The sequence below is a fragment of the Sphingomonas sp. GW821-FHT04B01 genome, from assembly GCF_059420425.1.
On the sequence record NZ_JBWKTR010000001.1, the window covers coordinates 818,804 to 841,495 of the forward strand.

20 protein-coding genes are annotated in these 22,692 nt (G+C 68.0%); 16 read left to right on the plus strand and 4 right to left on the minus strand.

What is annotated here, in order from left to right; all coding sequences use genetic code 11:
* Window positions 1-3: 3 nt before the first annotated feature.
* Window positions 4-525, minus strand: a complete 522-nt coding sequence (locus tag AC07UH_RS04000) for a GNAT family N-acetyltransferase (protein ID WP_495179283.1) — start codon at window positions 523-525, stop codon at window positions 4-6.
* Window positions 526-642: 117 nt separating this feature from the next.
* On the opposite strand from AC07UH_RS04000, the gene AC07UH_RS04005 reads away from it, so the two are divergent.
* Window positions 643-1,014: a dihydroneopterin aldolase gene (locus tag AC07UH_RS04005; protein ID WP_038663284.1), complete on the plus strand. Its 372-nt coding sequence runs from the start codon at window positions 643-645 to the stop codon at window positions 1,012-1,014.
* A 36-nt stretch (window positions 1,015-1,050) separates the two neighbouring features.
* On the opposite strand, the gene AC07UH_RS04010 is transcribed toward AC07UH_RS04005, so the two are convergent.
* On the minus strand, window positions 1,051-1,923 hold the full coding sequence (locus tag AC07UH_RS04010; protein WP_495179282.1) for a hypothetical protein: 873 nt from the start codon (window positions 1,921-1,923) through the stop codon (window positions 1,051-1,053).
* A gap of 217 nt (window positions 1,924-2,140) precedes the next feature.
* Between AC07UH_RS04010 and AC07UH_RS04015 the strand changes: the two genes are divergently transcribed.
* From AC07UH_RS04015 to AC07UH_RS04040, 6 genes are all read left to right on the plus strand, one after another.
* The gene (locus AC07UH_RS04015) at window positions 2,141-2,815 is read left to right on the plus strand and encodes an energy transducer TonB (RefSeq protein ID WP_038663279.1); all 675 of its coding nucleotides are present in this window, start codon (window positions 2,141-2,143) and stop codon (window positions 2,813-2,815) included.
* 75 nt (window positions 2,816-2,890) lie between these two features.
* Entirely contained in the window at window positions 2,891-3,685 is a 795-nt protein-coding gene (locus AC07UH_RS04020; protein WP_038663276.1) for a MotA/TolQ/ExbB proton channel family protein, read from the plus strand.
* Between the two features lie 92 nt (window positions 3,686-3,777).
* Complete coding sequence (locus AC07UH_RS04025; RefSeq protein WP_038663274.1) at window positions 3,778-4,257, plus strand: ExbD/TolR family protein; 480 nt, start codon at window positions 3,778-3,780, stop codon at window positions 4,255-4,257.
* A 30-nt stretch (window positions 4,258-4,287) separates the two neighbouring features.
* Complete coding sequence (locus AC07UH_RS04030; RefSeq protein WP_038663270.1) at window positions 4,288-4,716, plus strand: ExbD/TolR family protein; 429 nt, start codon at window positions 4,288-4,290, stop codon at window positions 4,714-4,716.
* Window positions 4,717-5,939: 1,223 nt separating this feature from the next.
* Entirely contained in the window at window positions 5,940-7,799 is a 1,860-nt protein-coding gene (locus AC07UH_RS04035) for an ABC transporter ATP-binding protein (protein WP_495179281.1), read from the plus strand.
* An 88-nt stretch (window positions 7,800-7,887) separates the two neighbouring features.
* Window positions 7,888-8,232 (plus strand): tetratricopeptide repeat protein, encoded by a 345-nt coding sequence (locus AC07UH_RS04040; RefSeq protein ID WP_038663263.1) that lies wholly within the window; start codon window positions 7,888-7,890, stop codon window positions 8,230-8,232.
* A 252-nt stretch (window positions 8,233-8,484) separates the two neighbouring features.
* Here AC07UH_RS04040 and dcd read toward each other — a convergent pair whose 3' ends face one another.
* Window positions 8,485-9,039, minus strand: a complete 555-nt coding sequence (dcd, locus tag AC07UH_RS04045; RefSeq protein WP_137899137.1) for a dCTP deaminase — start codon at window positions 9,037-9,039, stop codon at window positions 8,485-8,487.
* A 78-nt stretch (window positions 9,040-9,117) separates the two neighbouring features.
* Between dcd and AC07UH_RS04050 the strand changes: the two genes are divergently transcribed.
* The 6 genes from AC07UH_RS04050 to AC07UH_RS04075 all read left to right on the plus strand — a co-directional run bounded on the left by AC07UH_RS04050 (window position 9,118) and on the right by AC07UH_RS04075 (window position 15,653).
* A complete protein-coding gene (locus AC07UH_RS04050) occupies window positions 9,118-9,579 on the plus strand; it encodes an NUDIX domain-containing protein (RefSeq protein ID WP_495179280.1) in 462 nt (153 codons plus the stop codon).
* Between the two features lie 59 nt (window positions 9,580-9,638).
* Window positions 9,639-9,938 carry a putative quinol monooxygenase gene (locus AC07UH_RS04055; protein ID WP_495179279.1) on the plus strand — a complete coding sequence of 100 codons (300 nt, stop codon included), beginning with the start codon at window positions 9,639-9,641 and terminating at the stop codon, window positions 9,936-9,938.
* A 52-nt stretch (window positions 9,939-9,990) separates the two neighbouring features.
* The gene (locus tag AC07UH_RS04060; RefSeq protein WP_495179278.1) at window positions 9,991-11,640 is read left to right on the plus strand and encodes an NAD(P)/FAD-dependent oxidoreductase; all 1,650 of its coding nucleotides are present in this window, start codon (window positions 9,991-9,993) and stop codon (window positions 11,638-11,640) included.
* 295 nt (window positions 11,641-11,935) lie between these two features.
* Window positions 11,936-12,562: a TetR/AcrR family transcriptional regulator gene (locus AC07UH_RS04065; RefSeq protein ID WP_137899133.1), complete on the plus strand. Its 627-nt coding sequence runs from the start codon at window positions 11,936-11,938 to the stop codon at window positions 12,560-12,562.
* A 5-nt stretch (window positions 12,563-12,567) separates the two neighbouring features.
* Window positions 12,568-14,328, plus strand: coding sequence for a sensor histidine kinase (locus AC07UH_RS04070; RefSeq protein ID WP_495179277.1), 1,761 nt, complete (start codon window positions 12,568-12,570; stop codon window positions 14,326-14,328).
* Window positions 14,325-15,653 (plus strand): sigma-54-dependent transcriptional regulator, encoded by a 1,329-nt coding sequence (locus AC07UH_RS04075; protein WP_495179276.1) that lies wholly within the window; start codon window positions 14,325-14,327, stop codon window positions 15,651-15,653. Before AC07UH_RS04070 ends, AC07UH_RS04075 begins: the two co-directional genes overlap by 4 nt.
* 289 nt (window positions 15,654-15,942) lie before the next feature.
* Here the strand turns inward: AC07UH_RS04075 and AC07UH_RS04080 are convergent, their stop codons facing one another.
* Entirely contained in the window at window positions 15,943-16,650 is a 708-nt protein-coding gene (locus AC07UH_RS04080) for a TetR/AcrR family transcriptional regulator (protein ID WP_495179275.1), read from the minus strand.
* Between the two features lie 27 nt (window positions 16,651-16,677).
* On the opposite strand from AC07UH_RS04080, the gene AC07UH_RS04085 reads away from it, so the two are divergent.
* Genes AC07UH_RS04085 through AC07UH_RS04095 form a run of 3 tightly spaced genes read left to right on the plus strand, consistent with a single transcriptional unit; the run spans window position 16,678 to window position 22,671 of the window.
* Window positions 16,678-17,865: an efflux RND transporter periplasmic adaptor subunit gene (locus tag AC07UH_RS04085; RefSeq protein ID WP_495179274.1), complete on the plus strand. Its 1,188-nt coding sequence runs from the start codon at window positions 16,678-16,680 to the stop codon at window positions 17,863-17,865.
* A 6-nt stretch (window positions 17,866-17,871) separates the two neighbouring features.
* On the plus strand, window positions 17,872-21,090 hold the full coding sequence (locus AC07UH_RS04090; RefSeq protein WP_495179273.1) for an efflux RND transporter permease subunit: 3,219 nt from the start codon (window positions 17,872-17,874) through the stop codon (window positions 21,088-21,090).
* Window positions 21,091-21,096: 6 nt separating this feature from the next.
* Window positions 21,097-22,671 carry an efflux transporter outer membrane subunit gene (locus tag AC07UH_RS04095; RefSeq protein WP_495179272.1) on the plus strand — a complete coding sequence of 525 codons (1,575 nt, stop codon included), beginning with the start codon at window positions 21,097-21,099 and terminating at the stop codon, window positions 22,669-22,671.
* Window positions 22,672-22,692: the final 21 nt, after the last annotated feature.

The following is a 22,692-nucleotide window of genomic DNA, read 5'->3' on the forward strand; positions in this document are numbered from 1 at the left end:
CGGTCAGGCCCTCGCCGATATCGCCGGCATCGCCGGGCCGAGCAGGCCGGCGGTCGCCGGCACCCGGTCGCCGCGCGACAGCAGGCGGTGGCGCTCGACCGGGCCGGGCAGGCGCCAGTCGGCGGTGCGGCTGGCGTCGAAGCCGAAGAAGCGACCGTAATATTCGGGATCGCCGATCAGCATCAGCCGGTCGTCCAGCCCCTTGGCCCGCGCGGCGTCGAGCGCGCGGCGCATCAACTGGCGGCCGATGCCGTCGCGCTGGCGGCCGGGCTCGACCGCGACGGGGCCGATCATCACCAGCGGATGCGCCGCGCCATCGTCGCCGTCGAGCAGCACCGGCCAGCATTGGATCGAGCCGATCAGCGCGCCGTCCTCGACCGCGGCGAGGCTCAGCGCGGCGATGGGGGCGACCGTGCCGCGCACCTTATAGGCGGTGCGGCCGTGGCGGTCGGGGCCGAACGCGCGGTCGAGCAACGCCTCGACGGCGGCACCTGCGACAGTGGCGAGCGGCACGAAAGCGATCACGGGCGGGGGTCCTTTTCGTCCGGAACGGACGGGCGCGGCGCATGCGGCGGCGCGGGCCGGAACGCAAGCGGCAATGCGATTGGCGCATCGCGGTGCGGCTTGCTAGAGGCGGGCGCCATGCAAGACAGTCTTCAGCTGGAGGTCCACGACCTCGAGGTCCAGGTGCTCACCGGTATCTATTCGGAGGAGACGCACCTGCCGCAGCCGCTCCGGATCGACCTGACCGTCGACCTCGCCTGCCCGGACCATTTCGCGCCGGACACGCCGCTGTCGGCGTCGAAGAACTATCTCGACCTCAAACATGCCGCGACCGGCGCGCTGCCCGAGGGGCTGCACTTCACGCTGATCGAGGCGGTGGCGGACCATATCTGCGAGACGCTGTTCCTCACCGATCCGCGCGTGCTGCGGGTCAAGGTCAAGATCGTCAAGCTCGCCATCGCCGAGGCGGGCGAGTCGATCGGGATCACGCTGGTCCGCAACCGCCGCTGACCGGCGGAGCGCCGGGCGGCGTGGAGCCTCCGGCGGTTACGGACGGATCGTCCGCGTCCGTCGGCAGACGCCGAGCTGTTGCCGGACATAGCCATAATCCTCGCGGGCCAGCGTCGCGTCGGAGGCGGCCAGCGACGCGATGCTCTGCTCGGGCAGGTCGGCCGGCAGCGCGCAGGCGAGGCGGTACCAGAGCAACGTGTCGCGCGCCGGCGGTGCCGCGGCCTCGTCGACGATCTCGGACAGCGCCACCGCCCAGCGCGGCTGCTCACCGGGGCGGCGCAGCACGGTCAGCGACACCGGCGCGCCATTGGCGGTGGTCAGGAAGACCTGCGTCTCGCCCTCGCCCGGCAAGGCGCCGGGGACATGGAAGACGTTACCGATACCAGTGATGACTGGCGGCGCGTCGGCGGCGACCAGCGCGGTCGCGATCGCCCTGACCCGTGCGTCGTCCGCGGGCGTCCAGACAATCTGCGCGTCCGGCGCGGCCAATTGTATCTGATCGGGACGCCCGGCGACCGGACGGCCGAACAGCAGCACCCTCATTTTCTTCAATTTCGGCAAACGCCCGGACGAATCGGGAGCAATATCCAACAGATAGCCGATTCGCGGCGGCAGTCCGCCGGCGCCGCGGACCAGCGCGCCGAGATCCGCCTCGACATAAAATCGTGTGAATCCCGGCGCTACGCCGACGGCATCGGCGCCCTTCAGGCGCGCCGCCGAGCGGATCGTCGCGTCGGCAATCACCGGGGAGGCGATCACCAGATCGGTCAGGTCGGCATAACTGATACCGCTCCCAGCATCGCGCGAAACCGCGGGAATCGGGGCGCTTTGGCCTGGAAAAGCGGCGGCGGCAGGCGATGCGACGAACGCGACGGCGGCGAGCAGGGTCGGGCGAAATACGGGTATCATGCCGAAATCGCTAGCCGAATGCACCTGAACGATACAGAAATAAAAGTGTCGCTAAACGATTGTACGTTTGTTGCGTCCGACAAAGCGTTTGCGCGGCGGGGAACGGGGCGATAGGGTTTGCGGACTGCCACACACGGCACCAGCCGGGGCAGGGGCCTACGCGCGCTCTTCCCCCGGGCGCTGCGAGGACCGAGAGATTAGGGAGTGTCGTTGCTGAATGGCCTATGCTGACCAGAAGATGTCCGGTGGCAGGGTGGTCGCGATCGTCATCGTCGTGCTCATCCATGCGGCGCTGGGCTACGCCTTCGTCACCGGGCTCGCGTACCAATACGTGAAAAAGGCCCAAGAAAAACTTAACACGTTCGACGTGGAGGAGCCGCCTCCCCCGCCGCCGGACGAGCCGCCGCCCCCGCCGCCCGATACGCCGATGACGCCGCCCCCCGTGGTGTCGCCGCCGCCGATCGTGCAGAATCCGAATCCGCCGCCCGTGGTGATCCAGACGGTCTCGACGCCGCCGCCCGCCGTCAATCTGACGCCGATCGCTGCGCCGCCTGCACCGCCGGCTCCGCCTGCGCCGCCGGCCGTCTCGACGGTCAGCAAGGCAGCGGGGGCCAAGGGCAACCCCGCGGACTGGATCACGAACGACGACTACCCGCCGAGCTCGCTGCGCAACAACGAGGAAGGCACCAGCGTGATCGCCTGGACGATCAATACGCAGGGGCGCGTCGAAAACTGCCACACCACCCAGTCGAGCGGTTCGACCGCGCTGGACCGGGCGGCATGCGCCGCGATCACCCGGCGGGGACGCTACTCCCCGGCGACCGACGTGGCCGGCAACCCGCTCTCGACCACCCAGTCGCGGCGCGTGGTCTGGAAGATCCCGAAGGAATGATGCGGTCTCCGCCCGCCGCGACGGCGGGCGGATCCTCCCCGAACTTCTACACCGTTTGATAAGGACGAAATCCCAATGCTCACCACCATTCTCGCGGCCGGCGGCACCGCGGCAGCCGAAAACCAGTTCGGCCTCCAGGCCGCTCTGAAGGAAGGCGGCCTCATCTCGCAGTCGGTGTTCACGATCCTCGTGATCATGTCGATCGTCTCCTTCTACATCCTGTTCTCGAAGCTGTTCGAGCAGCAGAAGATCATCAACCAGGCGAAGCGCGTCCGCCAGGGCTTCTGGAGCTCGCCGAACCTGCGCGAAGGTGCCGCCAAGCTCGAGAAGAACTCGGCGTACAAGCAGCTCGTCGACGACGGCTTGCAGGCGCAGGACCAGCACGCCAAGCTGACCGATCCGGTCGAGGCGCACGACTGGCTGCACGGTTCGCTCGCCCGTTCGGAAGCGGCGATCAACTCGAAGTTGGGCGGCGGTCTCGCCTTCCTCGCGACGGTCGGCGCGACCGCACCGTTCATCGGTCTGTTCGGTACCGTGGTCGGCATCTACCGCGCGCTGATCAAGATCGGCGCGTCGGGCGATCCCTCGATCGACAAGGTCGCCGGTCCGGTCGGTGAGGCGCTCATCATGACCGCGCTCGGCCTCGTCGTCGCGGTTCCCGCCGTGCTCGCCTACAACTGGCTGCAGCGCCGCAACAAGTCGATCGCGGAAGACCTGTCGGCCTTCTCGAACGACGTGCTGGGCTTCCTCGCCTCGAACGGTGCGGTCAAGCCGACGATCGCCGGTGCGCCGGTTTCGAAGGCGCCGGTGAAGCCGGCCGCGGCGACCACGACCGCCGGCCAGACCGGTGGCGTGCAGACCCGCCCGTAACGATAAGGCTGCGGGGCCGTCTCCGGGCGGCCCCGCGACCGGCCGGCGACGTTCGGTCGCCGGCTAGATTGAATGGATAGGATAGCTCGCACATGGCGATGAGCGCTGGCGGAGGAGGAGGTTCCTCCGAAAAACCCTTGTCGGACATCAACACCACGCCCCTCGTGGACGTGATGCTGGTGCTTCTGATCATCTTCCTGATCGCCGTTCCGGTGGCGATCCAGACGGTCAAGGGCATCGTCCTGCCCAAGGTCCGTTTCGATCCGACGACGACCAAGCCCGAGAACGTCCTGCTGTCGGTGACGACCAAGCCGGACGGCAGCTGCCTGGTCTATTGGGGCACGTCGCCGATCACCAGCAAGGACCTGCTGACCCGCGCGGTCGACAAGCTGAAGCTGGAGATCGATCGTCAGGGTGGCGCAGGCAACCCCGATCTCGAACTGCCGGAAGTCCATATCCGCGGTGACGTCAACACCCCGTACAAGTGCATCGGCGGCACGGTCTACACGATGCAGCAGGCCGGCTTCGCCAAGGTCGGCTTCATCTCGCAGCCGCCGCCCGCGGGTGGCTAATCCGCCCCGCCCGACCCAGGAGTATCTGACATGGCAATGAGTGGTGGCTCGGAAGATGGCGAGCCGATGATGGAAATGAACACGACGCCGTTGATCGACGTCATGCTCGTGCTCCTCATCATGTTCATCATCACGCTTCCCATCCCGACGCATGCGGTCAAGGTCGATCTGCCGGTCAATGACCCGCGGAACGTCAAGCCGCCGGTCGACCCGCAGAAGAACAAGATCATCATCGATGCCGCGGGCACGGTGTCTTGGAACGGCGTTCCCGTCGACGAGGTGACGCTGCGCACCTATCTGGACGCCGCTGCGGCGATCAATCCGGAACCGGAGCTGCACTTCCAGCCCGATCCGGCGGCGAAGTACGACAAGGTCGACCAGACGCTGGCGGTGATCAAGCGCTCGGCGGTGACCAAGCTCGGTTTCATCGGCAACGAACAGTATCGCAACGACTTCTGATCGCGATCGGATGACGGATGACAAGGGCGGTTCCGCAAGGAGCCGCCCTTTTTGCGTTCGGGGGTGGGGGCGGATGGGGAGCCGCGGGCGTTCAGGATGTGCGCGGCGCTGTGGCGAAGGGCGACAGGCTGCACGTCGGAACGAACAACGAGAGGCGTGCGTGCGCAAGGCAGCAGCCGGTGACGGAACGGGATTTGCAGAAGAAGAGAGAATGAGTCGCGCGGAGGCGCGGAGGACGCAGAGCTGTTGCGTTCGCTTTAGCCGCGGCCCGTTACCTTGCGACGATGAAGTAATAGGTGAGGCTTGGCCGGGCGAGACACCTCCGCGCCTCCGCGCCTCTGCGTGAACACGGCCTTCTTTGCCTCGTGGTCGACGATACGTCCGACGACGTTGTGCCCGATTAGCGGACTATCTTCCGGATAGTCGCGGTTCGACCATAACCAACTGCCAGCGGCATCTCGATCGTGAGCGCGGTTGTTGGCTTGCGGCTCATGTCTGGCCGATCGACATTCCGCCATGGCGTTCGCGCGCGAGGGCAGGGCTATCGCATATGATTATGGTGACGAGGCTCGATCGCTTTCCTTACCGGTTTCGTCACCCCGGACCCGTTCCGGGATCCGCCGGGCTGCAAGGGAACGGTGTCGGATCGAGCCTTTCTCCTCGCCGCGGGGTGGACCCCGGAACGAGTCCGGGGTGACGGGGTGGGTTTGGGACGACTTTTCAACGTCACTCCGTCAGCCCCGCCTTGCGACGGGGTCCCGCTTCTTCAGGCGGTCCGAAGAAGCGGGATGCCGGATCAAGTCCGGCATGACGGGGATATGAGTACCGTCGCAATACCCTGATCATTCGTGTGTATAGCCCTGCCTAGTCCCGATCGACATTCATCGTCGTAGCGTACGTCCTTGACCTGACAGGGAGGATTTTGCCTGAATGTCGATCGACCCTAGGTCGACACGCTCGGCCTCGATCCGGTTAGACCGCTTCCAGCCTAGCGATTTTCAAGCAGGCGGACGGCGCTGATTTGGGCGTTGAAAGGACAACCGCGCAGACCTCACCATCGACAATCGCCGTGAGAAGCAGGCCACCAGTGCCGGACGGCGACCGAGCCACAGCGTCCGCTCCCCGTCCGGCACCTGTCCGGCCATTCCATCCCCTTGCCTCAACCGGGTTGCCAAGATCGTTGCTGCGGCGCAACATCGGGACATATCCGGGAGACCTCTGCCGTGCCTTATCTCCGCAGCCCGTTCCGGTTCCTGCTCCACTATATCCGCGTCCGCCCCTGGACCTTCCTGCTGCTCGGCCTGCTCGTCGCGGGGTCGTCGGTCAGTTCGATCGGGGTGCAATATGCGTTGAAGCTGCTGATCGACGCGATGACCGGCTCGGATCGCATCCGTGCCGCGGTCTATACCTTTCTCGGCGCCTTCCTCGCGCTGGTGGTGCTGGAGAGCGCGTTGCAGCGCGCCGCGGCGCTGACGCTCGGTCATGCCACGGTGGTGTCGGGGGTCGATATCCGGCTCGACATGGTCGATTATCTCACCGGGCATCAGATGCCCTTCTTCCAGAACCAGCGCGCCGGCTCGCTCGGCCATCGCGTGTCGGGGCTGGCGGGGATCTTCGGCGCGATCGTCCACCGCCTGCTGCAGGAGGTGACGCCGCCGCTGATCGCCTTCGTCGGGGCGATGATCATCTTCGTCAGCATCGATCCGGGCATGGCGCTGGTGCTCGGCGTGGTGTTCGTGATCGTCACCGTCGTTCTGGTGGTGCTCGGGCTGCAGGGGCACGTCCACCACAAGGCGTTCGCCGAACATGCCGGCACCGTCGGCGGCGAGCTGGTCGACCTGATCGGCAACATCTGGGTGGTGAAGGCCTTCGCCGCGCACCGGCGCGAATTGTCGCGATTGCAGGGCTTCCTCGACGATGAGGCGAGCGCGCAACGCCGCGGCTGGTTCTTCGTCGAACAGATGCGCGGGCTACACGACCTCGCGCTCGCGATCCTCGTCGGGGGCACGCTGATCTGGGCGATCGGGCGCTGGTCGGCGCATGCGATCTCGACCGGCGACGTCGTCGTGATCAGCACGATGACCTTCCGCATCCTGCACGGCTCGCGCGATCTCGCCATGGCGCTGATCGATACCAGCCAGCAGTTCAGCTATCTGCGCGAGACGCTCGACATAATCGGCGTGCCGCAGACGCTGAGCGACGCCGATCAGGCCAGCCGGCTGCGCGTCGGCGAGGGGCGGGTCGAGCTGTCGCACGTCACCTTCGGCTACGATCCGTCGCATCCGGTGCTGCACGATCTGTCGCTGGTCATCCCGGCGGGGCAGAAGGTCGGCATCGTCGGACCGTCGGGTGCGGGCAAATCGTCGCTGCTCCAACTCATCCAGCGCTTCCACGATCCGCAGGGCGGCCATGTCGCGATCGACGGCCAAGATATCCGCGAGGTGACGCAGGAAAGCCTGCGCGACGCGCTCGCGGTGGTGCCGCAGGAGGTGATGCTGTTCCACCGCTCGGTGATGGAGAATATCCGCTTCGCCAAACCGGACGCGAGCGACGAGGAGGTCTATCGCGCGGCGCAGACCGCCGGTTGCGACGATTTCATCCGCCGCCTGCCGCACGGCTATGACAGTATCGTCGGCGAGCGCGGCACCAATTTGTCGGGCGGGCAGCGGCAGCGGATCGGCATCGCCCGCGCCTTCCTCAAGAATGCGCGCGTCGTGCTGCTCGACGAGGCGACCTCGGCACTCGACTCCGAGTCGGAGCTCGAGGTGCAGAACGGGCTCGAGGCGCTGATCGAGAATCGCACGGTGATCGCGGTCGCGCACCGGCTGTCGACGATCGCCGGCTTTGATCGCGTCGTCGTGCTGGTCGACGGCCGCGTCGTCGAGGACGGGCCGCCGCAGCATCTGCTCCGCCAGAAGGGCGGCGCGTTCCGGCAATTGTGGGTGATGCAGGTCGAGGGACTCGATCGCAGCACCGGCATCTCCGCCGCCGGCGAGCGGCTGCGCCACCTTTCCGACAAGAGCCGCGAGCATCTCGGGCGGATGGTGCGCAACGCCTGGCAGGGGGTGACCGAAAGGACCTGATCGGCCGCTTGCATCCATGTCTCTGAAGTGACACAACAGTGTCACAAAAGTGAAACCTGCCGTTCAGGCGGGAGAAGGAGACGATGCAATGCGTATGATTGTCGCGACGCTGCTGGCGGGTGCATGCCTGACGACGCCAGCACTGGCCACGGACCGGACGGGCTATCAGGCGATCGCCGCGGGCGATTTCACCGCGGCGGCGAAACGGATCGAGGCGGAGCGGCGGATTTTTCCGGATCGCCCCGAGTTGATGCTCAATCTGGCGGTCGCCTATGCGCGGATCGGCCGCGCCGCGGATGCGCGCACGCTGTATGACGACGTGCTGCAGCGCCCGGCGGTGGCGATGGACATGCCCGATGGCGCGGTGGTGTCGTCGCACGATATCGCGACGCGCGGCCTGTCACGGTTGCAGACGCGGATCGCGACGCGCTGAGCGCAGGGGGTGCGTTCGGTTTATTCCGAATGCACCGTCACCTGAGCGAGTCGGGACTTTTGCGAAGATCTACTCGGCCACTCGGTTAGGTACAGTTTTCCTGCGAAAGCAGGAACCCAGGGCCAAGCAGAATAACAGCTAATGGCGTTCCGGACTCCTGGGCTCCTGCGTTCGCAGGAGCACGGGTGGGCTTCCGCAGAGGTTTGATCCGAGCCCGGGGTGTCGGAGTGGATGAGACGTCGTCCCGCCCCCTCAGAGCCGCGGCAGGGTGACCCCGCGCTGCCCCATATATTTGCCCGCACGGTCGGCGTAGCTCACCTCGCACGGCTCGTTGCCGCGCAGGAACAGGAACTGGCACGCGCCCTCATTGGCGTAGATCTTAGCGGGCAGCGGCGTGGTGTTGGAGAATTCCAGCGTGACATGCCCCTCCCAGCCGGGCTCGAGCGGCGTCACGTTGACGATGATCCCGCAGCGCGCATAGGTCGACTTGCCGAGGCAGATCACCAGCACGTCGCGCGGCACGCGGAAATATTCCACCGTCCGCGCCAGCGCGAAGCTGTTCGGCGGGATGATGCACACGTCGGTCTTGCGGTCGACGAAGCTGTTCGAGGCGAAGTCCTTCGGATCGACGATGACGCTGTCGATATTGGTGAACACCTTGAATTCGTCGGCAACGCGGGCGTCATAGCCGTAGCTCGACAGGCCATAACTGATGCAGCCGTCGCGCCGCTGCGATTCGACGAACGGTTCGATCATCGCATCGGCAAGCGCGCGCTCGCGAATCCAGCGGTCGGACATGACGGTCATGATGGTCCCCTTCGTCGCGCCCTTTTGCCGGTTCCGGGCGAGGTGGCAAGCGTCGGCGCAGTCGCCTAGACTGTCGCGATGCGTCCGCTGATCGATCTCGCCCACCGCCTGCGCCGCCGGACGATGGCGCTGGTCGGCTGGCGGACGCGGGGCGTCAAGGTGATGGCATTCGACCCCGACGGTCGGCTGTTGCTGGTCCGGCATCGGTACGGCCGGTCGGATCTGTGGATGCTGCCCGGCGGCGGCATCGCGCGGCGCGAGACGCCCGCCGCCGCGGCGGTGCGCGAGCTGGCGGAGGAAACCGCGTGTCGGCTCGCCGCCGTGACCGAAGCGGGGCGCTACGAGGCGCGTACGGAGGGGCGGCGTGACACCGTCTTCCTGTTCCGCGGCACGACCGGCGATGCGCCGGTGGCGGATGCGGTCGAACTGGCCGAGGCGCGCTTCTTCGCGCTCGACGCGCTGCCCGCGGGCGTGTCGCCGGCGACGGCGCGGCGGATCGCCGAACATCGTGGCGTCGCGGCACCGGATGGCCGCTGGTAGGCTTGCCGCGTCGGGGGAACGCGCCCACGGTCGCCGTCCGCAACACAGGGATATCCGTTATGACACTCAAGGTGGTCGCATTCGTCTCGGTGAAGCCCGGACAGGAAGAGGCATTCGTCGCCGCGGCGAAGACCTGTGTCGCCGCGTCGCGCGCCGAGCCGGGGACGCTCCAGTACGAGCTGTGGCGCGAGACCGAGGGCGCGCGGCGCTTCGTCTTCAACGAGCTGTACGCCGATCAGGCCGCGGTGGCGGCGCATATGCAATCGGCGCATTTCAAGGCGTTCGGGCTGGCGGCGCGCGATCTGGCCGCGGCGCGCCCGGAGATCATCGTCACCGAGGCGGTGGACGTGGCAGGGTAGGGGCCGGCCCGACCCCGCTGGCCGCATCGCCCGCGATCCGCTATCACGCGTCATGCTCCGCATCACCGAATTGAAGCTGCCCCTCAACCATCCCGAGGAGGCGCTGGCGGCCGCGATCCGCAACCGGCTGCGGATCACGCCGCGCGATCTCGTCCGCTATACCGTGGCGCGGCGCGCGCATGACGCGCGCGACAAGATGGACATCCATTTCGTCTATTCGGTCGACGTCACCGTCAAGAACGAGGCGCCGCTGCTCGCCCGGTTCAAGCGTGACCGCCACGTCAACCCGACGCCGGACACCGGCTATCGCTTCGTGACGAAGGCGCCCGCCGGCTATGCCGGGCCGCGGCCGGTGGTGGTCGGCGCGGGGCCGTGCGGGTTGTTCGCCGGGCTGATCCTCGCGCAGATGGGGTTCCGGCCGATCATCCTCGATCGCGGCAAGGTGGTGCGCGAGCGGACCAAGGACACCTGGGGCCTGTGGCGGCGCAGCGAGCTCAACCCCGAGTCGAACGTCCAGTTCGGCGAGGGCGGCGCCGGCACCTTCTCCGACGGCAAATTGTGGAGCCAGATCAAGGACCCGCGCCATCTCGGCCGCAAGGTGCTGACCGAGTTCGTGAAGGCCGGCGCGCCGCCCGAGATCCTCACCGAGGCGCATCCGCATATCGGCACCTTCCGCCTCGTCACGATGGTCGAAAGCATGCGCGCGACCGTCGAGGCGCTGGGCGGCGAATATCGCTTCCAGCATCGCGTCGATGATCTGGAGATCGCTACCGATGCCGCGGGCAACCGCCGCGTCACCGGATTGCGGTTGCAGACCGGCGAGCGGCTGGAGGCCGAAGGGCCGGTGGTGCTGGCGCTCGGCCATAGCGCACGCGACACCTTCCACATGCTGCACGAGCGCGGCGTGTTCCTCGAAGCCAAGCCGTTCTCGATCGGGGTGCGGATCGAGCATCCGCAAAGCTGGATCGACGAGGCGCGGTTCGGCCCGTGCGCGGGCCATCCCGATCTCGGCGCGGCGGCCTACAGCCTGTCGCACCATTGCAGGAACGGGCGCACGGTCTACAGTTTCTGCATGTGTCCGGGCGGGACGGTGGTCGCCGCCACCTCCGAGCCGGGGCGCGTCGCGACCAACGGCATGAGCCAATATTCGCGCAACGAGCGCAACGCCAATTCGGGGATCGTCGTCGGCATCGATCCCGCGCGCGACTATCCCGGCGATCCGCTCGCGGGCATCGCCTTGCAGCGGCATTGGGAGACGCGCGCGTTCGAGGTCGGTGGCGGCGGCTATATGGCGCCGGCGCAGCGGCTGGGCGATTTCCTCGCCGGGCGGCCGTCGACGCGGCTGGGCAATGTCATCCCGTCGTACCGGCCGGGGGTGCACCTCACCGATCTCGCCGATTGCCTGCCCGATTTCGCGGTGACGGCGATGCGCGAGGCGCTGGTGGCGTTCGGGCAGCAGATTCCGGGCTACGACCATCCCGATGCGGTGATGACCGGGGTCGAGACGCGTACCTCGTCGCCGGTGCGGATCACGCGATGCGACGATTTCCAGAGCGTCAACACCGCCGGCCTGTATCCGGCCGGCGAGGGGGCGGGCTATGCCGGCGGCATCCTGTCGGCAGCGGTCGACGGCATCAAGATCGCCGAGGCGGTGGCGCGCGATCTGATGGGGATGCGGCCGGCGCTGGCCGACGCGGCTTAGGTTTCGCACGAGGTGCGCGCGTAGGTGTGCGGAGGCGCGCTTACATCCGGTATGCGACTGCCCCACCTTGCCCGTCACCCCGGACTTGTTCCGGGGTCCACCGGGCCGCAAAGGCATGGCAAGAGGCTCTGGCCGTTCTCCCCGCCGCAAGGTGGACCCCGGAACAAGTCCGGGGTGACGAATTCCTGGGGGTGACGTTTTCGCGCGAAGTCGTTCAAAAGCGGGCAAAAGGTTTCAGTCCGCAACTGCCTTGTTTGTGCCATCGGCGAGTTCTATACTAAGCGATATGGAAAGCATGACCCTCTCGCACGCCGATCCGGCACCGCTGCCCCTCAAGGGGCGGCCGCGCGAGTTCTGCACCGATGCCGCGCTCGCCGCGGCGCTGCGCGTGTTCTGGAGCAAGGGCTATGAAGGTGCCTCGCTCGCCGATCTGACCGACGCGATGGGGATCACCCGGCCTAGCCTCTATGCCGCGTTCGGCAACAAGGAGGCGCTGTTCCACAAGGCGCTCGACCTCTACGAGGCGGAGAAGCTCGCTTATACCCGCCAGGCGCTCGAACAGCCGACCGCGCGCGGCGTCGCCGAATGCTTCATGCGCGGCGCCCTCGCGATGCAGACCAGCCAGTGCGGCGATCCCAAGGGCTGTCTCGGCGTGATCAGCGCGATGCCGTGCGGGGCGGAGGCCGATTCGATCAAGGCGGACGTGATCGCGCGGCGCGCCTCGTCGCAGGCGGCGCTCGTCGAACGGTTCGAGCGGGCCAAGGCGGAGGGCGATCTGCCCGCGCACGTCGATGTCACCGGGCTGACCTGCTATCTCTACGCGCTGCTGCAGGGGCTGGCGGTGCAGGCCGGATCGGGCGCGAGCCGCGCCGATCTCGAGCGGCTGGTCGAGACCAGTCTGGCGATCTGGCCGACCCGTTAGGCCGCGTGCCGCGGCGGCTGACGTGGCTGCTGCTGGTGGCCGGGCTGGTCGCGCTGGTCGTCGCGGCCGGTGCGCGCTGGGCGGAGGGCGCGGCGCGCACCGCCGCCGACCGCGAGGCGACGACGCTGGCACGGACCCACGCCGGGCTGCTCGCCAGCGAATTGCAGAAATTCCGGCTGCTGCCGCTGGTGCTCGCCGAATATCCCGACGTCCCGCGGGCGCTCGCCGGCGGTGACGCGGCGGCGGTGCACGGCCTCGACGAGACGCTGGAGCTGCTCGCCGCGCGCACCGATGCCGCGGCGCTCTACGCCATCGACGCGCGCGGTCGCGCGGTGGCGGCGAGCAACTGGCGCTTGCCGACCAGCTTCGTTGGACAGGATTACACCTTCCGCCGCTATTTCGCCGAAGCAATGGCGCGCGGCGCCTCCGAATTGTTCGCGCTCGGTACGGTGAGCGGGCGGCCGGGCCTGTATCTGGCGCGGCGGATCGATCGCGAGGGCAGAGCGCTCGGCGTGATCGTCGTCAAGGTCGAGTTCGACCGGTTGGAACGCGAATGGGCGCAATCGGCCGGTGCGACGATCCTCACCGACGCGCGTGGGCTGATCCTCGTCACCAGCGTGCCCGGCTGGCGATTCCACCCGACCCGGCCGGTCGATGCCGCGACGCGGGCGGCGCTGCGGCGGTCGCGCCAGTTCGGCGAGTCGCCGCCGGCGACGCTCGCCTTCGTCGCCAACGATCGCGATATCCGCGTGCGACAGGATGGCCGGATGGTGCGCTATCGCATCGCCGCGGTGGCGGCGCCGCTCGCCGGCAGCCGGGTGTTGCATTTGACGCCGCTGCGGCCGTCGCTCGCCGCGGCACGCGCGCAGGCGGCGCTGTGGGGACTAGCGCTCCTCCTGCTGGTCGGGATCGCCGGCGGCATCGGCCTGCGCGCCGCCAACCGGCGCCGGTCGCAGGCGCGGGCGCGCGAATCGCTCGAACGCGAAGTGGTGCGGCGTACCGCCGAACTGCGCGAGGCCAATGCGCGGTTGATCGTCGAATCGCAGGAACGCGGCGAGGCGGACCGCCGCTTCCGCGCCGCGCGCGAGGAACTGGCGCAGGCCAATCGGCTCGGCTCGCTCGGCCAGATCACCGCCGGCGTCGCGCATGAGATCAACCAGCCGCTAGCCGCGATCCGCACCTTCGCGGAGAATGGCGCGATCCTGCTCGATCGGGGCGGCGCCGATCGCGCGCGCGAGAACCTCGGCCGGATCGTCGACCTGACCGACCGGATCGCGACGATCACCGGCGAATTGCGCGCCTTCGCCCGCCGCCGCACGCCGTCGCGCGGCGCACCGACGCTGGGCGCGGCGATCGAGGGGACGATGCTGCTGATCGGCGAGCGCGCGCGTGGCGTCGTGGTCGACGCGGTCGCCGACGATCTGCGCGCACGCCGCGTCGTCGCCGACCGCATCCGGCTGGAGCAGATTCTGGTCAACGTGATCGGCAATGCGCTCGACGCCGTGGCAGGGCGCGACTCGCGCCGCGTGACGATCGACGCCGTGCTGGAGGAGGATCAGGTGATCGTCCGCATCGCCGACACCGGACCCGGCATCGACCCGAGCCTTGACGAGACGCTGTTCACCCCCTTCGCCTCCGCCAAGCCCGAGGGGCTGGGGCTCGGCCTCGCCATCGCCCGCGATATCGCGCGCGAATTCGGAGGCGAGCTGGCGCTGGCGCCGGACGGCCCCGGCGCGACCTTCCTGCTGACGCTGCGGCTGGCATGAGCGAGCAGAGCGTCCTGTTCGTCGAGGATGACGAGGCGCTGCGCTTCGCGACGGTGCAGGCGCTGGAGCTGGCCGGCCTGTCGGTGCGCGCCTTCGCCGGGGCGGAGGCGGCGCTCGCCGCGCTGCCCGCCGATTTCGACGGGGTCATCGTCTCCGATATCCGCATGCCGCGGATCGACGGGCTGCAATTGCTCGCCCGCGTCCGCGCGCTCGACAAGGACCTGCCGGTGATCCTCGTCACCGGCCACGGCGACGTGCCGATGGCGGTGGCGGCGCTGCGCGACGGCGCGTTCGACTTCCTGACCAAGCCGTTCGCGACCGATCATCTCGTCGCCGCGATCGCGCGGGCGCTGGAGCGGCGTGCGCTGGTGATCGAGAACCGCCGGCTGCGCGCCGCGCTCGCGGCGGGCGAGACGGACAGTCCATTGATCGGCGAGAGTGCGGCGATGGTGCGGTTGCGCGGCGCGATCGAGCGGCTGGCGACGGCGGATCTCGACGTGCTGGTCGAGGGCGAGACGGGGACGGGCAAGGAGCTGGCGGCGTTGCTGCTGCACCGGCTCGGGCCGCGCCGGGCGCGGCCGTTCGTCGCGGTCGACTGCACGACGCTGAGCGAAGACGGCGGCGCGGTCGATCTGTTCGGTCATGCCGCCGACAGCGTCGCGCATACGCGGCTGTCGCGCGTCGGCGCCGTCGTCGCATCGAGCGGCGGCACGTTGTTGCTCGATGCGGTCGACGATCTGTCGCCGGCGATCCAGGCAGCGCTGCTGCGCGTCATCGAGGAGCGCGAGGTGCAGCCGATCGGCGCCGAGCGCGCCGAGGCGGTCAATCTGCGAGTCGTCGCGACGAGCCGCGGCGATCTCGCGGCGGCGGTGGCGGCGGGGCGGTTCCGCGGCGACCTGTACCATCGGCTGGCGATCACGCGGCTGCACCTGCCGCCATTGCGCGAGCGCGAGCACGACCGGATGCTGCTGTTCGCCGCCTTCGTCGATCAGGCACGCGAGGCGCTGGCGCGGCCGGATCATGCGATCGGGGAGGCCGAGCGGCATCACGTGCTGGCGCATGGCTGGCCGGGCAATGTGCGCGAACTGCGAAATTACGCCTTCGCCTGCGTCCTGGCCGCGGACGACGCCCCCGGCGACGACCGGCAGGACCTGCCGAGCCGGGTCGCCGAATTCGAGACGCGGGTGATCGTCGACGCGTTGCGCGCCAGCGCCGGCAACGTCGTCAAGGCGGTCGAGCTGCTCGGCATCCCGCGCAAGACGCTCTATTACAAGCTCGGCCGCTACGGCATCGACCCCGATGCGTTCCGCCGGCAGGGCACTTAGGCACGAGCGACTTTTAGGATGTTGGGAAGACTCCTCCCCCTGGCGGGCCGGGCTATCGGATATGGTTGCGGTGATGAGGTTCGATCGGTTTCCTCATCGAATTCGTCACCCCGGACTCGTTCCGGGGTCCACCGGGCCACAGGGGAACGGTGTCGAATCAAGCCTTTCTCCTCGCCGCAGGGTGGACCCCGGAACAAGTCCGGGGTGACGGGGTAAGCTTGGAAGACGACCGGCTCGCGCGAGCATCCGTATGCGATAGCGCTCCGGCGGGGGGAGGACTTGCCTCGGCCTAGGCCGCCATCGCCGAGGCCGCGCGGCGCAGCGAGTCGATGTCGCGGTCGATCGTTGCGGTCAGCGCCGCGACCAGCGTCGAATCGTCCTCGCCGGAGCGCATCATGCCGTGGTGCAGCATGCCAAGCGACATGATGAGAATGACGTCGGTTACCGCGGACCGTCGCTCGGCGAGCGCCGCGCCCGGCGCCAGCATCTCGAGGGCATTGAGCATCAGTTCGCGCACGTCGCGATGCGTCGCGTTGAACACCGCCGCGATGCGGGTGTTGCGCGCCGCCTCGGCGAGGATTTCGGCGAACAGCCGCGGATCGCCGTCGTCCTCGCCCGGCGTCACCAGTTGATGGATCCAGTCGCGCACGGCGTGCGCATCCCCGTCCTGGATGGCGCGGCGGAGCGAATCGGCCGCGAGGAACGACCGGCAGTCCGAATTGACGATCGCGGCGACGATATCCTCCTTGGCGGAGAAATCGCGGTACAACTGGCCCACCGCGACGCCCGATTCGCGCGCGATCTGGGCGATGCCAGTGCCATGGAAGCCGTTTTCGATGAACAGCTTGCGAGCCGCCTCAATGACCCGATACCGACGCATTTCCGCATTGTTTCGTTGTGCACCGCAACAAATATTCGAGTCGATCATTCCATCCTCGTCGGCATGCCTTGACGCCTGTTCATCACTGGTTGTAGCAGGGCGTGAGTGATCGATCACTCACATTCTTACTAGCGGACAATTTGCATGGCGAATATGCGACACGGGGTGGCGGTGCTTGCGTTGGCACTGGCATTGGCGGCGTGCGGCGGCGGCAACGAGCAGCAGCAGCAGGCGCCGCAAGGCCCGCCGCAGGTTGGTTACTTCGTGGTACGTGAACAGCCGGTGACGCTGACCACGGAACTGCCGGGGCGGACCACGGCCTATGAGACGTCAGACGTGCGTCCGCAGGTCAACGGCCTGATCCTCAAGCGTCTGTTCACCGAAGGCGACATGGTGCGCGCCGGACAGCCGCTCTACAGCATCGACCCGGCGCCCTATGAGGCGCAGGTCGCCAGCGCGCGCGCCGCGCTGGCCCGTGCCCGGGCGAACATCGCGTCGACCGCGGCGCTGGCCCGCCGCTATGGCGAACTGGTCAAGATCAACGCGATCGCCCGCCAGGAATATGAGAATTCGCAGACCAGCGCGCAGCAGGCGCAGGCCGACGTCGCCGCGCAGCAGGCCGCGCTGCGTACCGCGCAGATCGATCTGGGTCGCACGACCATCCGCGCGCCGATCTCCGGCCGGATCGGCCGCTCGCTGTCCACCACCGGTGCGCTCGTCTCCGCGTCGCAGACGCAGGCGCTGGCGACGATCCAGCGGCTCGACCCGATTTACGTCGACATCCAGCAGTCGAGCGCCGGCCTGCTCAAGCTGCGCCAGCAGGTGATGAACGGGCAGGTGACGCGCGACGGCAACGCCCGCGTCAAGCTGACGCTCGAGGACGGCACCGAATATGGCGCGCAGGGGACGCTGCGCTTCGCCGACGTCACCGTCGATCCGACGACGGGGTCGCAGACGATCCGCGCGCTCTTTCCCAATCCGCAGGGCCTGTTGCTGCCCGGCATGTTCGTCCGCGCCTCGCTGGTCGAGGGGACGCAGGCCAAGGCGCTGCTGGTGCCGCAGCGTGCGGTCAGCCGCGACGAAAAGGGGCAGGCGACCACCATGGTCATCGGCAACGACGGCAAGGTGCAGCCGCGCACGCTCCAGACCAGCCGCACGATCGGCGACAATTGGCTCGTCACCGGCGGCATCAAGCCGGGCGACAAGGTCATCGTCGAGGGCGGCATGATGCTGCGTCCCGGCATGGCCGTCCAGGGCAAGCCCTGGGATCCCAATGCCAAACCGGCCGCCGCACCCCAGGGTGCCGGCGCGCCCGCAGCTCAGGCGAAGTAACCGCTCATGGCCCGCTATTTCATCGACCGGCCGATCTTCGCCTGGGTGATCGCGATCATCCTGATGCTCGCCGGCGTCATCGCGATCCGCTCGCTGCCGATCGCGCAGTTCCCGGCGATCGCGCCGCCCGCGGTGTCGATCACCGCCACCTATCCGGGTGCCGACGCGACCACGCTCGAAAATACGACGACGCAGATCATCGAGCAGCAGATGAAGGGGATCGACAACCTTCGCTATTTCTCCTCCTCGTCGTCCTCGGCCGGCACTGTCACCGTCACGCTGACCTTCGAACAGGGCACCGATCCCGACATCGCGCAGGTCCAGGTCCAGAATAAATTGCAGGCGGCGACGCCGCTGTTGCCGCAGGAGGTGCAGCGTCAGGGGCTGATCGTCGCCAAGGCGACGCAGAACTTCCTGATGTTCGTCGGCCTCTATTCCGAGAACGGCACGCACAACGATTCGGACCTGTCGGACTATATCGCGTCCAAGCTGCAGGACCCGCTCGCCCGTGTGAACGGCGTCGGCGATACGCAGGTGTTCGGCTCGCAATATGCGATGCGGATCTGGGTCGATCCGATCAAGCTCAACAATTACGCGCTGACGATGACCGACGTGACGTCGGCGATCACCGCGCAGAACGCGCAGGTGTCTGCAGGCCAGATCGGCGCGCAGCCGGCCCCCAAGGAGCAGATGCTCAACGCCACCGTCTCGGTGGAATCGCGCCTGACCTCGCCCGAGCAATTCGCTGCGATCCGGCTGAAGAGCAACACCGACGGTTCGGTGGTGCGGCTCGGCGACGTTGCGCGCGTCGCGATCGGTGCCGAGAATTACGGCTTCTCGTCGCAGTGGAACGGCAAGCCCGCCTCGGGCATCGGCATCAAGCTGGCGCCGGGCGCCAACGCGCTCGACACGGTCGAGGCGGTGAAGACGCGCGTCAACGCCATCGCCAAGCAGTTCCCGCCCGACGTCAAGGTCATCTACCCCTATGACACGTCGCCGTTCGTGCGGCTGTCGGTGGAGCAGGTCGTCCACACGCTGATCGAGGCGGTGATCCTCGTCTTCCTCGTGATGTTCCTGTTCCTGCAGAACTTCCGTGCGACGCTGATCCCGACGATCGCGGTGCCGGTGGTGCTGCTCGGCACGTTCGCGATCCTCAGCGCGGCGGGCTTCTCGATCAACACGCTGACGCTGTTCGGCATGGTGCTCGCCATCGGCCTATTGGTCGACGACGCGATCGTCGTCGTCGAGAACGTCGAACGCCTGATCCAGACCGAGGGGCTGAGCCCCAAGGAGGCGGCGCGCAAGTCGATGGACGAGATCACCGGCGCGCTGGTCGGCATCGCGCTGGTGCTGTCGGCGGTGTTCCTGCCGATGGCGTTCTTCGGCGGCTCGACCGGCGTCATCTATCGCCAGTTCTCGATCACGATCGTCTCGGCGATGGTGCTGTCGGTGACGGTCGCGCTGATCCTCACCCCGGCGCTGTGCGCGACGATCCTCAAGCCGCACGATCCGAGCCGGACCGAGGGCAACGGGCCGCTCGCGCGCTTCTTCCGCTGGTTCAACGACAAGTTCGAGCGCGGCCAGAACCGGTACGAGAAGGGTGTGCGCAGCACCGCGCGCAGCTGGAAGCGGTCGATGCTGGTCTATCTGCTGATCGTCGTCGGCATGGCGGTGCTGTTCGTCCGCCTGCCCAACGGCTTCCTGCCCGAAGAGGATCAGGGGATCATGATCGCGCTGGTGCAGGGGCCTCCGGGCGCCACCACCGCGCGGACGCAGAAGGGCCTCGACACGATCAAGGACCATTTCCTCAAGAACGAGGGCGGCAACGTCCAGGGCGTGTTCACCGTCAACGGCTTCAGCTTCGCCGGCCAGGGCCAGAACAGCGGCATCGCCTTCATCCCGTTGCAGGAATGGTCGCATCGTGAAGGTGCCGCCAACAAGGCGCAGGCAATCGCGGGACGGGCGATGGGGGCCTTCTCGCAGTTCAAGGACGCACTGATCTTCGCGGTGATCCCGCCTGCGGTGCAGGAACTGGGCAATGCCAGCGGCTTCGACCTGCAATTGGTCGACGAGGCGGGCATCGGTCACGAAAAATTGCTCGCGGCGCGCAATATGCTGCTCGGCATGGCGTCGCAGGACAAGTCGCTGACCGGCGTGCGTCCCAACGCACTCGACGACGCGCCGCAGCTCAAGATCGAGGTCGATCAGGACAAGGCGCGCGCGCTCGGGCTCGACCTCACCACGGTCAACAATACGATCTCGACCGCCTGGGGTGGCGCCTATGTCAACGACTTCATCGATCGCGGCCGCGTCAAGCGCGTCTATATCCAGGCGGACACGGCCTATCGTCTGAAGCCCGAGGATCTCGGCAACTTCTACGTGCGCAGCGAGACCGGCACGATGGCGCCGTTCACCGCCTTCTCGACGATCGCCTGGGCGCAGGCCCCGGCGCAGCTCACCCGCTATAACGGCCTGCCGTCGATGGAAATCCTCGGCCAGCCGGCACCGGGCGTGTCGTCGGGCGCGGCGATGAAGGCGATCGAGGCGATGCACGCCAAGCTGCCGCCCGGTACCGGGCTCGAATGGACCGGGCTCAGCTATGAGGAGCGCCTGTCCGGCGGTCAGGCACCGGCCCTGTATGGCCTGTCGCTGCTGATCGTCTTCCTCTGCCTCGCCGCGCTGTACGAAAGCTGGTCGGTGCCGATCTCGGTCATGCTGGTGGTGCCCCTGGGGATCATCGGTGCGTTGCTCGCCGCGACGCTGACCGGGCTCAACAGCGACATCTATCTGCAGGTCGGCCTGATCACGACGATCGGCGTCTCGGCGAAGAATGCGATCCTGATCGTCGAATTCGCGGAAGAGCGGATCAACGAGGGGATGAAACCCTTCGACGCCGCGGTGGAGGCGGCCAAATTGCGCCTCCGCCCGATCCTGATGACGTCGCTGGCGTTCATCTTCGGCGTGCTGCCGCTGGCGATCTCGACCGGCGCCGGCGCGGGCGGGCAGAATGCCATCGGCCGCGCGGTGGTCGGCGGCATGCTGTCGGCGACGATCCTCGCGATCTTCTTCGTGCCGATGTTCTTCGTCGTCGTGCTCCGCCTGTTCGGCCACGACGAGCACGGCAAGCGCGGTGCGAAGGACGCGGGGCATGACGATCGTCCCGACGACGAGCGTCCGCATGATGACGGCGCGCACGGGCCGACGCCCGCGCCGCAGGGAGCCTGAGTGGTGATGACGAGCAAGATCCTCCTCGGCCTGCTGGGCGCGACCGCGCTCGCCGGCTGCAACCTCGCGCCGAAATACGTCCGGCCGGTGGGCGAAGTGCCGGCGGCGCTGCCGCAGGGCGGCGTCTATGCGGCGGCGGCGACAGACGCGCCCGACGTCACCAAGATCGGCTGGCGCGACTTCTTCACCGACGAACGGCTGCGCAACACGATCGCGCTGGGGCTGGAGAACAACCGCGACCTGCGCGTCGCGGCGGCCAACGTGCTCCAGGCGCGGGCGCAATATCGCATCCAGCGCGCCGATCTGGTGCCGCAGACGACGCTGTCGGCGTCGGGCACCTACACCAACAATATCCAGGGTGCGGCGAGCACGCTGGGTGGCGCGGCAAGCGGGGGCACGGGTACCGGCGGCACGGGCACGGGCGGCACCGGTACCGGGGGCACCGGCACCGGCGGCACCGGATCGAATGCCGGTGGGGGCACCGCGGGCACCGTGGGCTCGAGTTCGTCGAACTTCGAATTCTACTCGGTCAACGCCGGCTTCTCGGCGTTCGAGCTCGACCTATTCGGCCGGGTGCGCAATCTCAACCGCGCTGCGCTCGAGCAATATTTCGCCACCGAGGAGGCACAGCGCTCGACGCGGATCAGCCTGATCGCCGAGATCGCCACCGCCTGGCTGACGTTGGCGTCGGACCAGGACCAGCTCGCCATCTCGCAGCGCTCGCTGGCCTCGTTCGCGCAATCGCTCGAACTGACCCGCGCGCAATTCCGCATCGGCGTGGCATCGGAGCTCGAGGCGCGGCAGGCGGAAACCACCTATCAGGGTGCGCGCAACGATATCGCCGTGCTCAAGACGCGGGTGGCGCAGGACAAGAATGCGCTCGATCTGCTCGTCGGCGCGCCGGTGGCCGCGCCGTTGCTGCCGCAGGGCCTCGGCAATGGCGATGCCGCGTTGCAGGTGCTGCCGGCGGGTCTCGCCTCCGACGTGCTGCTGCGCCGGCCGGACGTGTTGCAGGCGGAGCATCAGCTCATCGCGCAGAACGCCAATATCGGTGCGGCGCGCGCCGCGCTGTTCCCGCGCATCTCGCTGACCGCGACGCTGGGGACGATCAGCACCGCGCTCAGCGGTCTGTTTGCGGGCGGCAGCTTCACCTACACCGGTGCGCCCTCGGTCTCGCTGCCGCTGTTCGACGGCGGCCGTCTGCGCGGCAACGTCGACCTCGCCCGCGCGCAGCAGCAGTCGGCGGTGTCGACCTACGAGAAGACGGTACAGACCGCGTTCCGCGAAGTCGCCGATGCGCTGGCGCAGCGTGGCACGATCGACGAGCAGGTCGCCGCACAGACCGCGCGCGTCGAGGCGGCGAACGTCGCGCTGCGGATCTCGGATGCGCGCTACCGGGCCGGGGTTGAATCGTTCCTGACCACGCTCGACTCGCAACGCACCGCTTATGCCGCGCAGCAGCAGCTGGTGACGACGCGGCTGAACCGCGGCAGCAATCTGGTGGAAGTGTATCGGTCGCTCGGCGGCGGGCTGGACGTCGACGATCCGCAGGTGCGTCCTGCTCCGCCAACGGCCAGGTGAACGGGGCGTCCGGGTGATGGG

Excerpts from the sequence above, each read along its gene's own strand:
- AC07UH_RS04005 (WP_038663284.1), top strand. The coding sequence starts at position 643 with ATGCAAGACAGTCTTCAGCTGGAGGTCCACGACCTCGAGGTCCAGGTG.
- AC07UH_RS04010 (WP_495179282.1), bottom strand. The coding sequence starts at position 1,923 with ATGATACCCGTATTTCGCCCGACCCTGCTCGCCGCCGTCGCGTTCGTC.
- AC07UH_RS04015 (WP_038663279.1), top strand. The coding sequence starts at position 2,141 with ATGGCCTATGCTGACCAGAAGATGTCCGGTGGCAGGGTGGTCGCGATC.
- AC07UH_RS04020 (WP_038663276.1), top strand. The coding sequence starts at position 2,891 with ATGCTCACCACCATTCTCGCGGCCGGCGGCACCGCGGCAGCCGAAAAC.
- AC07UH_RS04025 (WP_038663274.1), top strand. The coding sequence starts at position 3,778 with ATGGCGATGAGCGCTGGCGGAGGAGGAGGTTCCTCCGAAAAACCCTTG.
- AC07UH_RS04030 (WP_038663270.1), top strand. The coding sequence starts at position 4,288 with ATGGCAATGAGTGGTGGCTCGGAAGATGGCGAGCCGATGATGGAAATG.
- AC07UH_RS04040 (WP_038663263.1), top strand. The coding sequence starts at position 7,888 with ATGCGTATGATTGTCGCGACGCTGCTGGCGGGTGCATGCCTGACGACG.
- dcd (WP_137899137.1), bottom strand. The coding sequence starts at position 9,039 with ATGACCGTCATGTCCGACCGCTGGATTCGCGAGCGCGCGCTTGCCGAT.
- AC07UH_RS04050 (WP_495179280.1), top strand. The coding sequence starts at position 9,118 with ATGCGTCCGCTGATCGATCTCGCCCACCGCCTGCGCCGCCGGACGATG.
- AC07UH_RS04055 (WP_495179279.1), top strand. The coding sequence starts at position 9,639 with ATGACACTCAAGGTGGTCGCATTCGTCTCGGTGAAGCCCGGACAGGAA.
- AC07UH_RS04060 (WP_495179278.1), top strand. The coding sequence starts at position 9,991 with ATGCTCCGCATCACCGAATTGAAGCTGCCCCTCAACCATCCCGAGGAG.
- AC07UH_RS04065 (WP_137899133.1), top strand. The coding sequence starts at position 11,936 with ATGACCCTCTCGCACGCCGATCCGGCACCGCTGCCCCTCAAGGGGCGG.
- AC07UH_RS04075 (WP_495179276.1), top strand. The coding sequence starts at position 14,325 with ATGAGCGAGCAGAGCGTCCTGTTCGTCGAGGATGACGAGGCGCTGCGC.
- AC07UH_RS04085 (WP_495179274.1), top strand. The coding sequence starts at position 16,678 with ATGGCGAATATGCGACACGGGGTGGCGGTGCTTGCGTTGGCACTGGCA.
- AC07UH_RS04090 (WP_495179273.1), top strand. The coding sequence starts at position 17,872 with ATGGCCCGCTATTTCATCGACCGGCCGATCTTCGCCTGGGTGATCGCG.
- AC07UH_RS04095 (WP_495179272.1), top strand. The coding sequence starts at position 21,097 with ATGACGAGCAAGATCCTCCTCGGCCTGCTGGGCGCGACCGCGCTCGCC.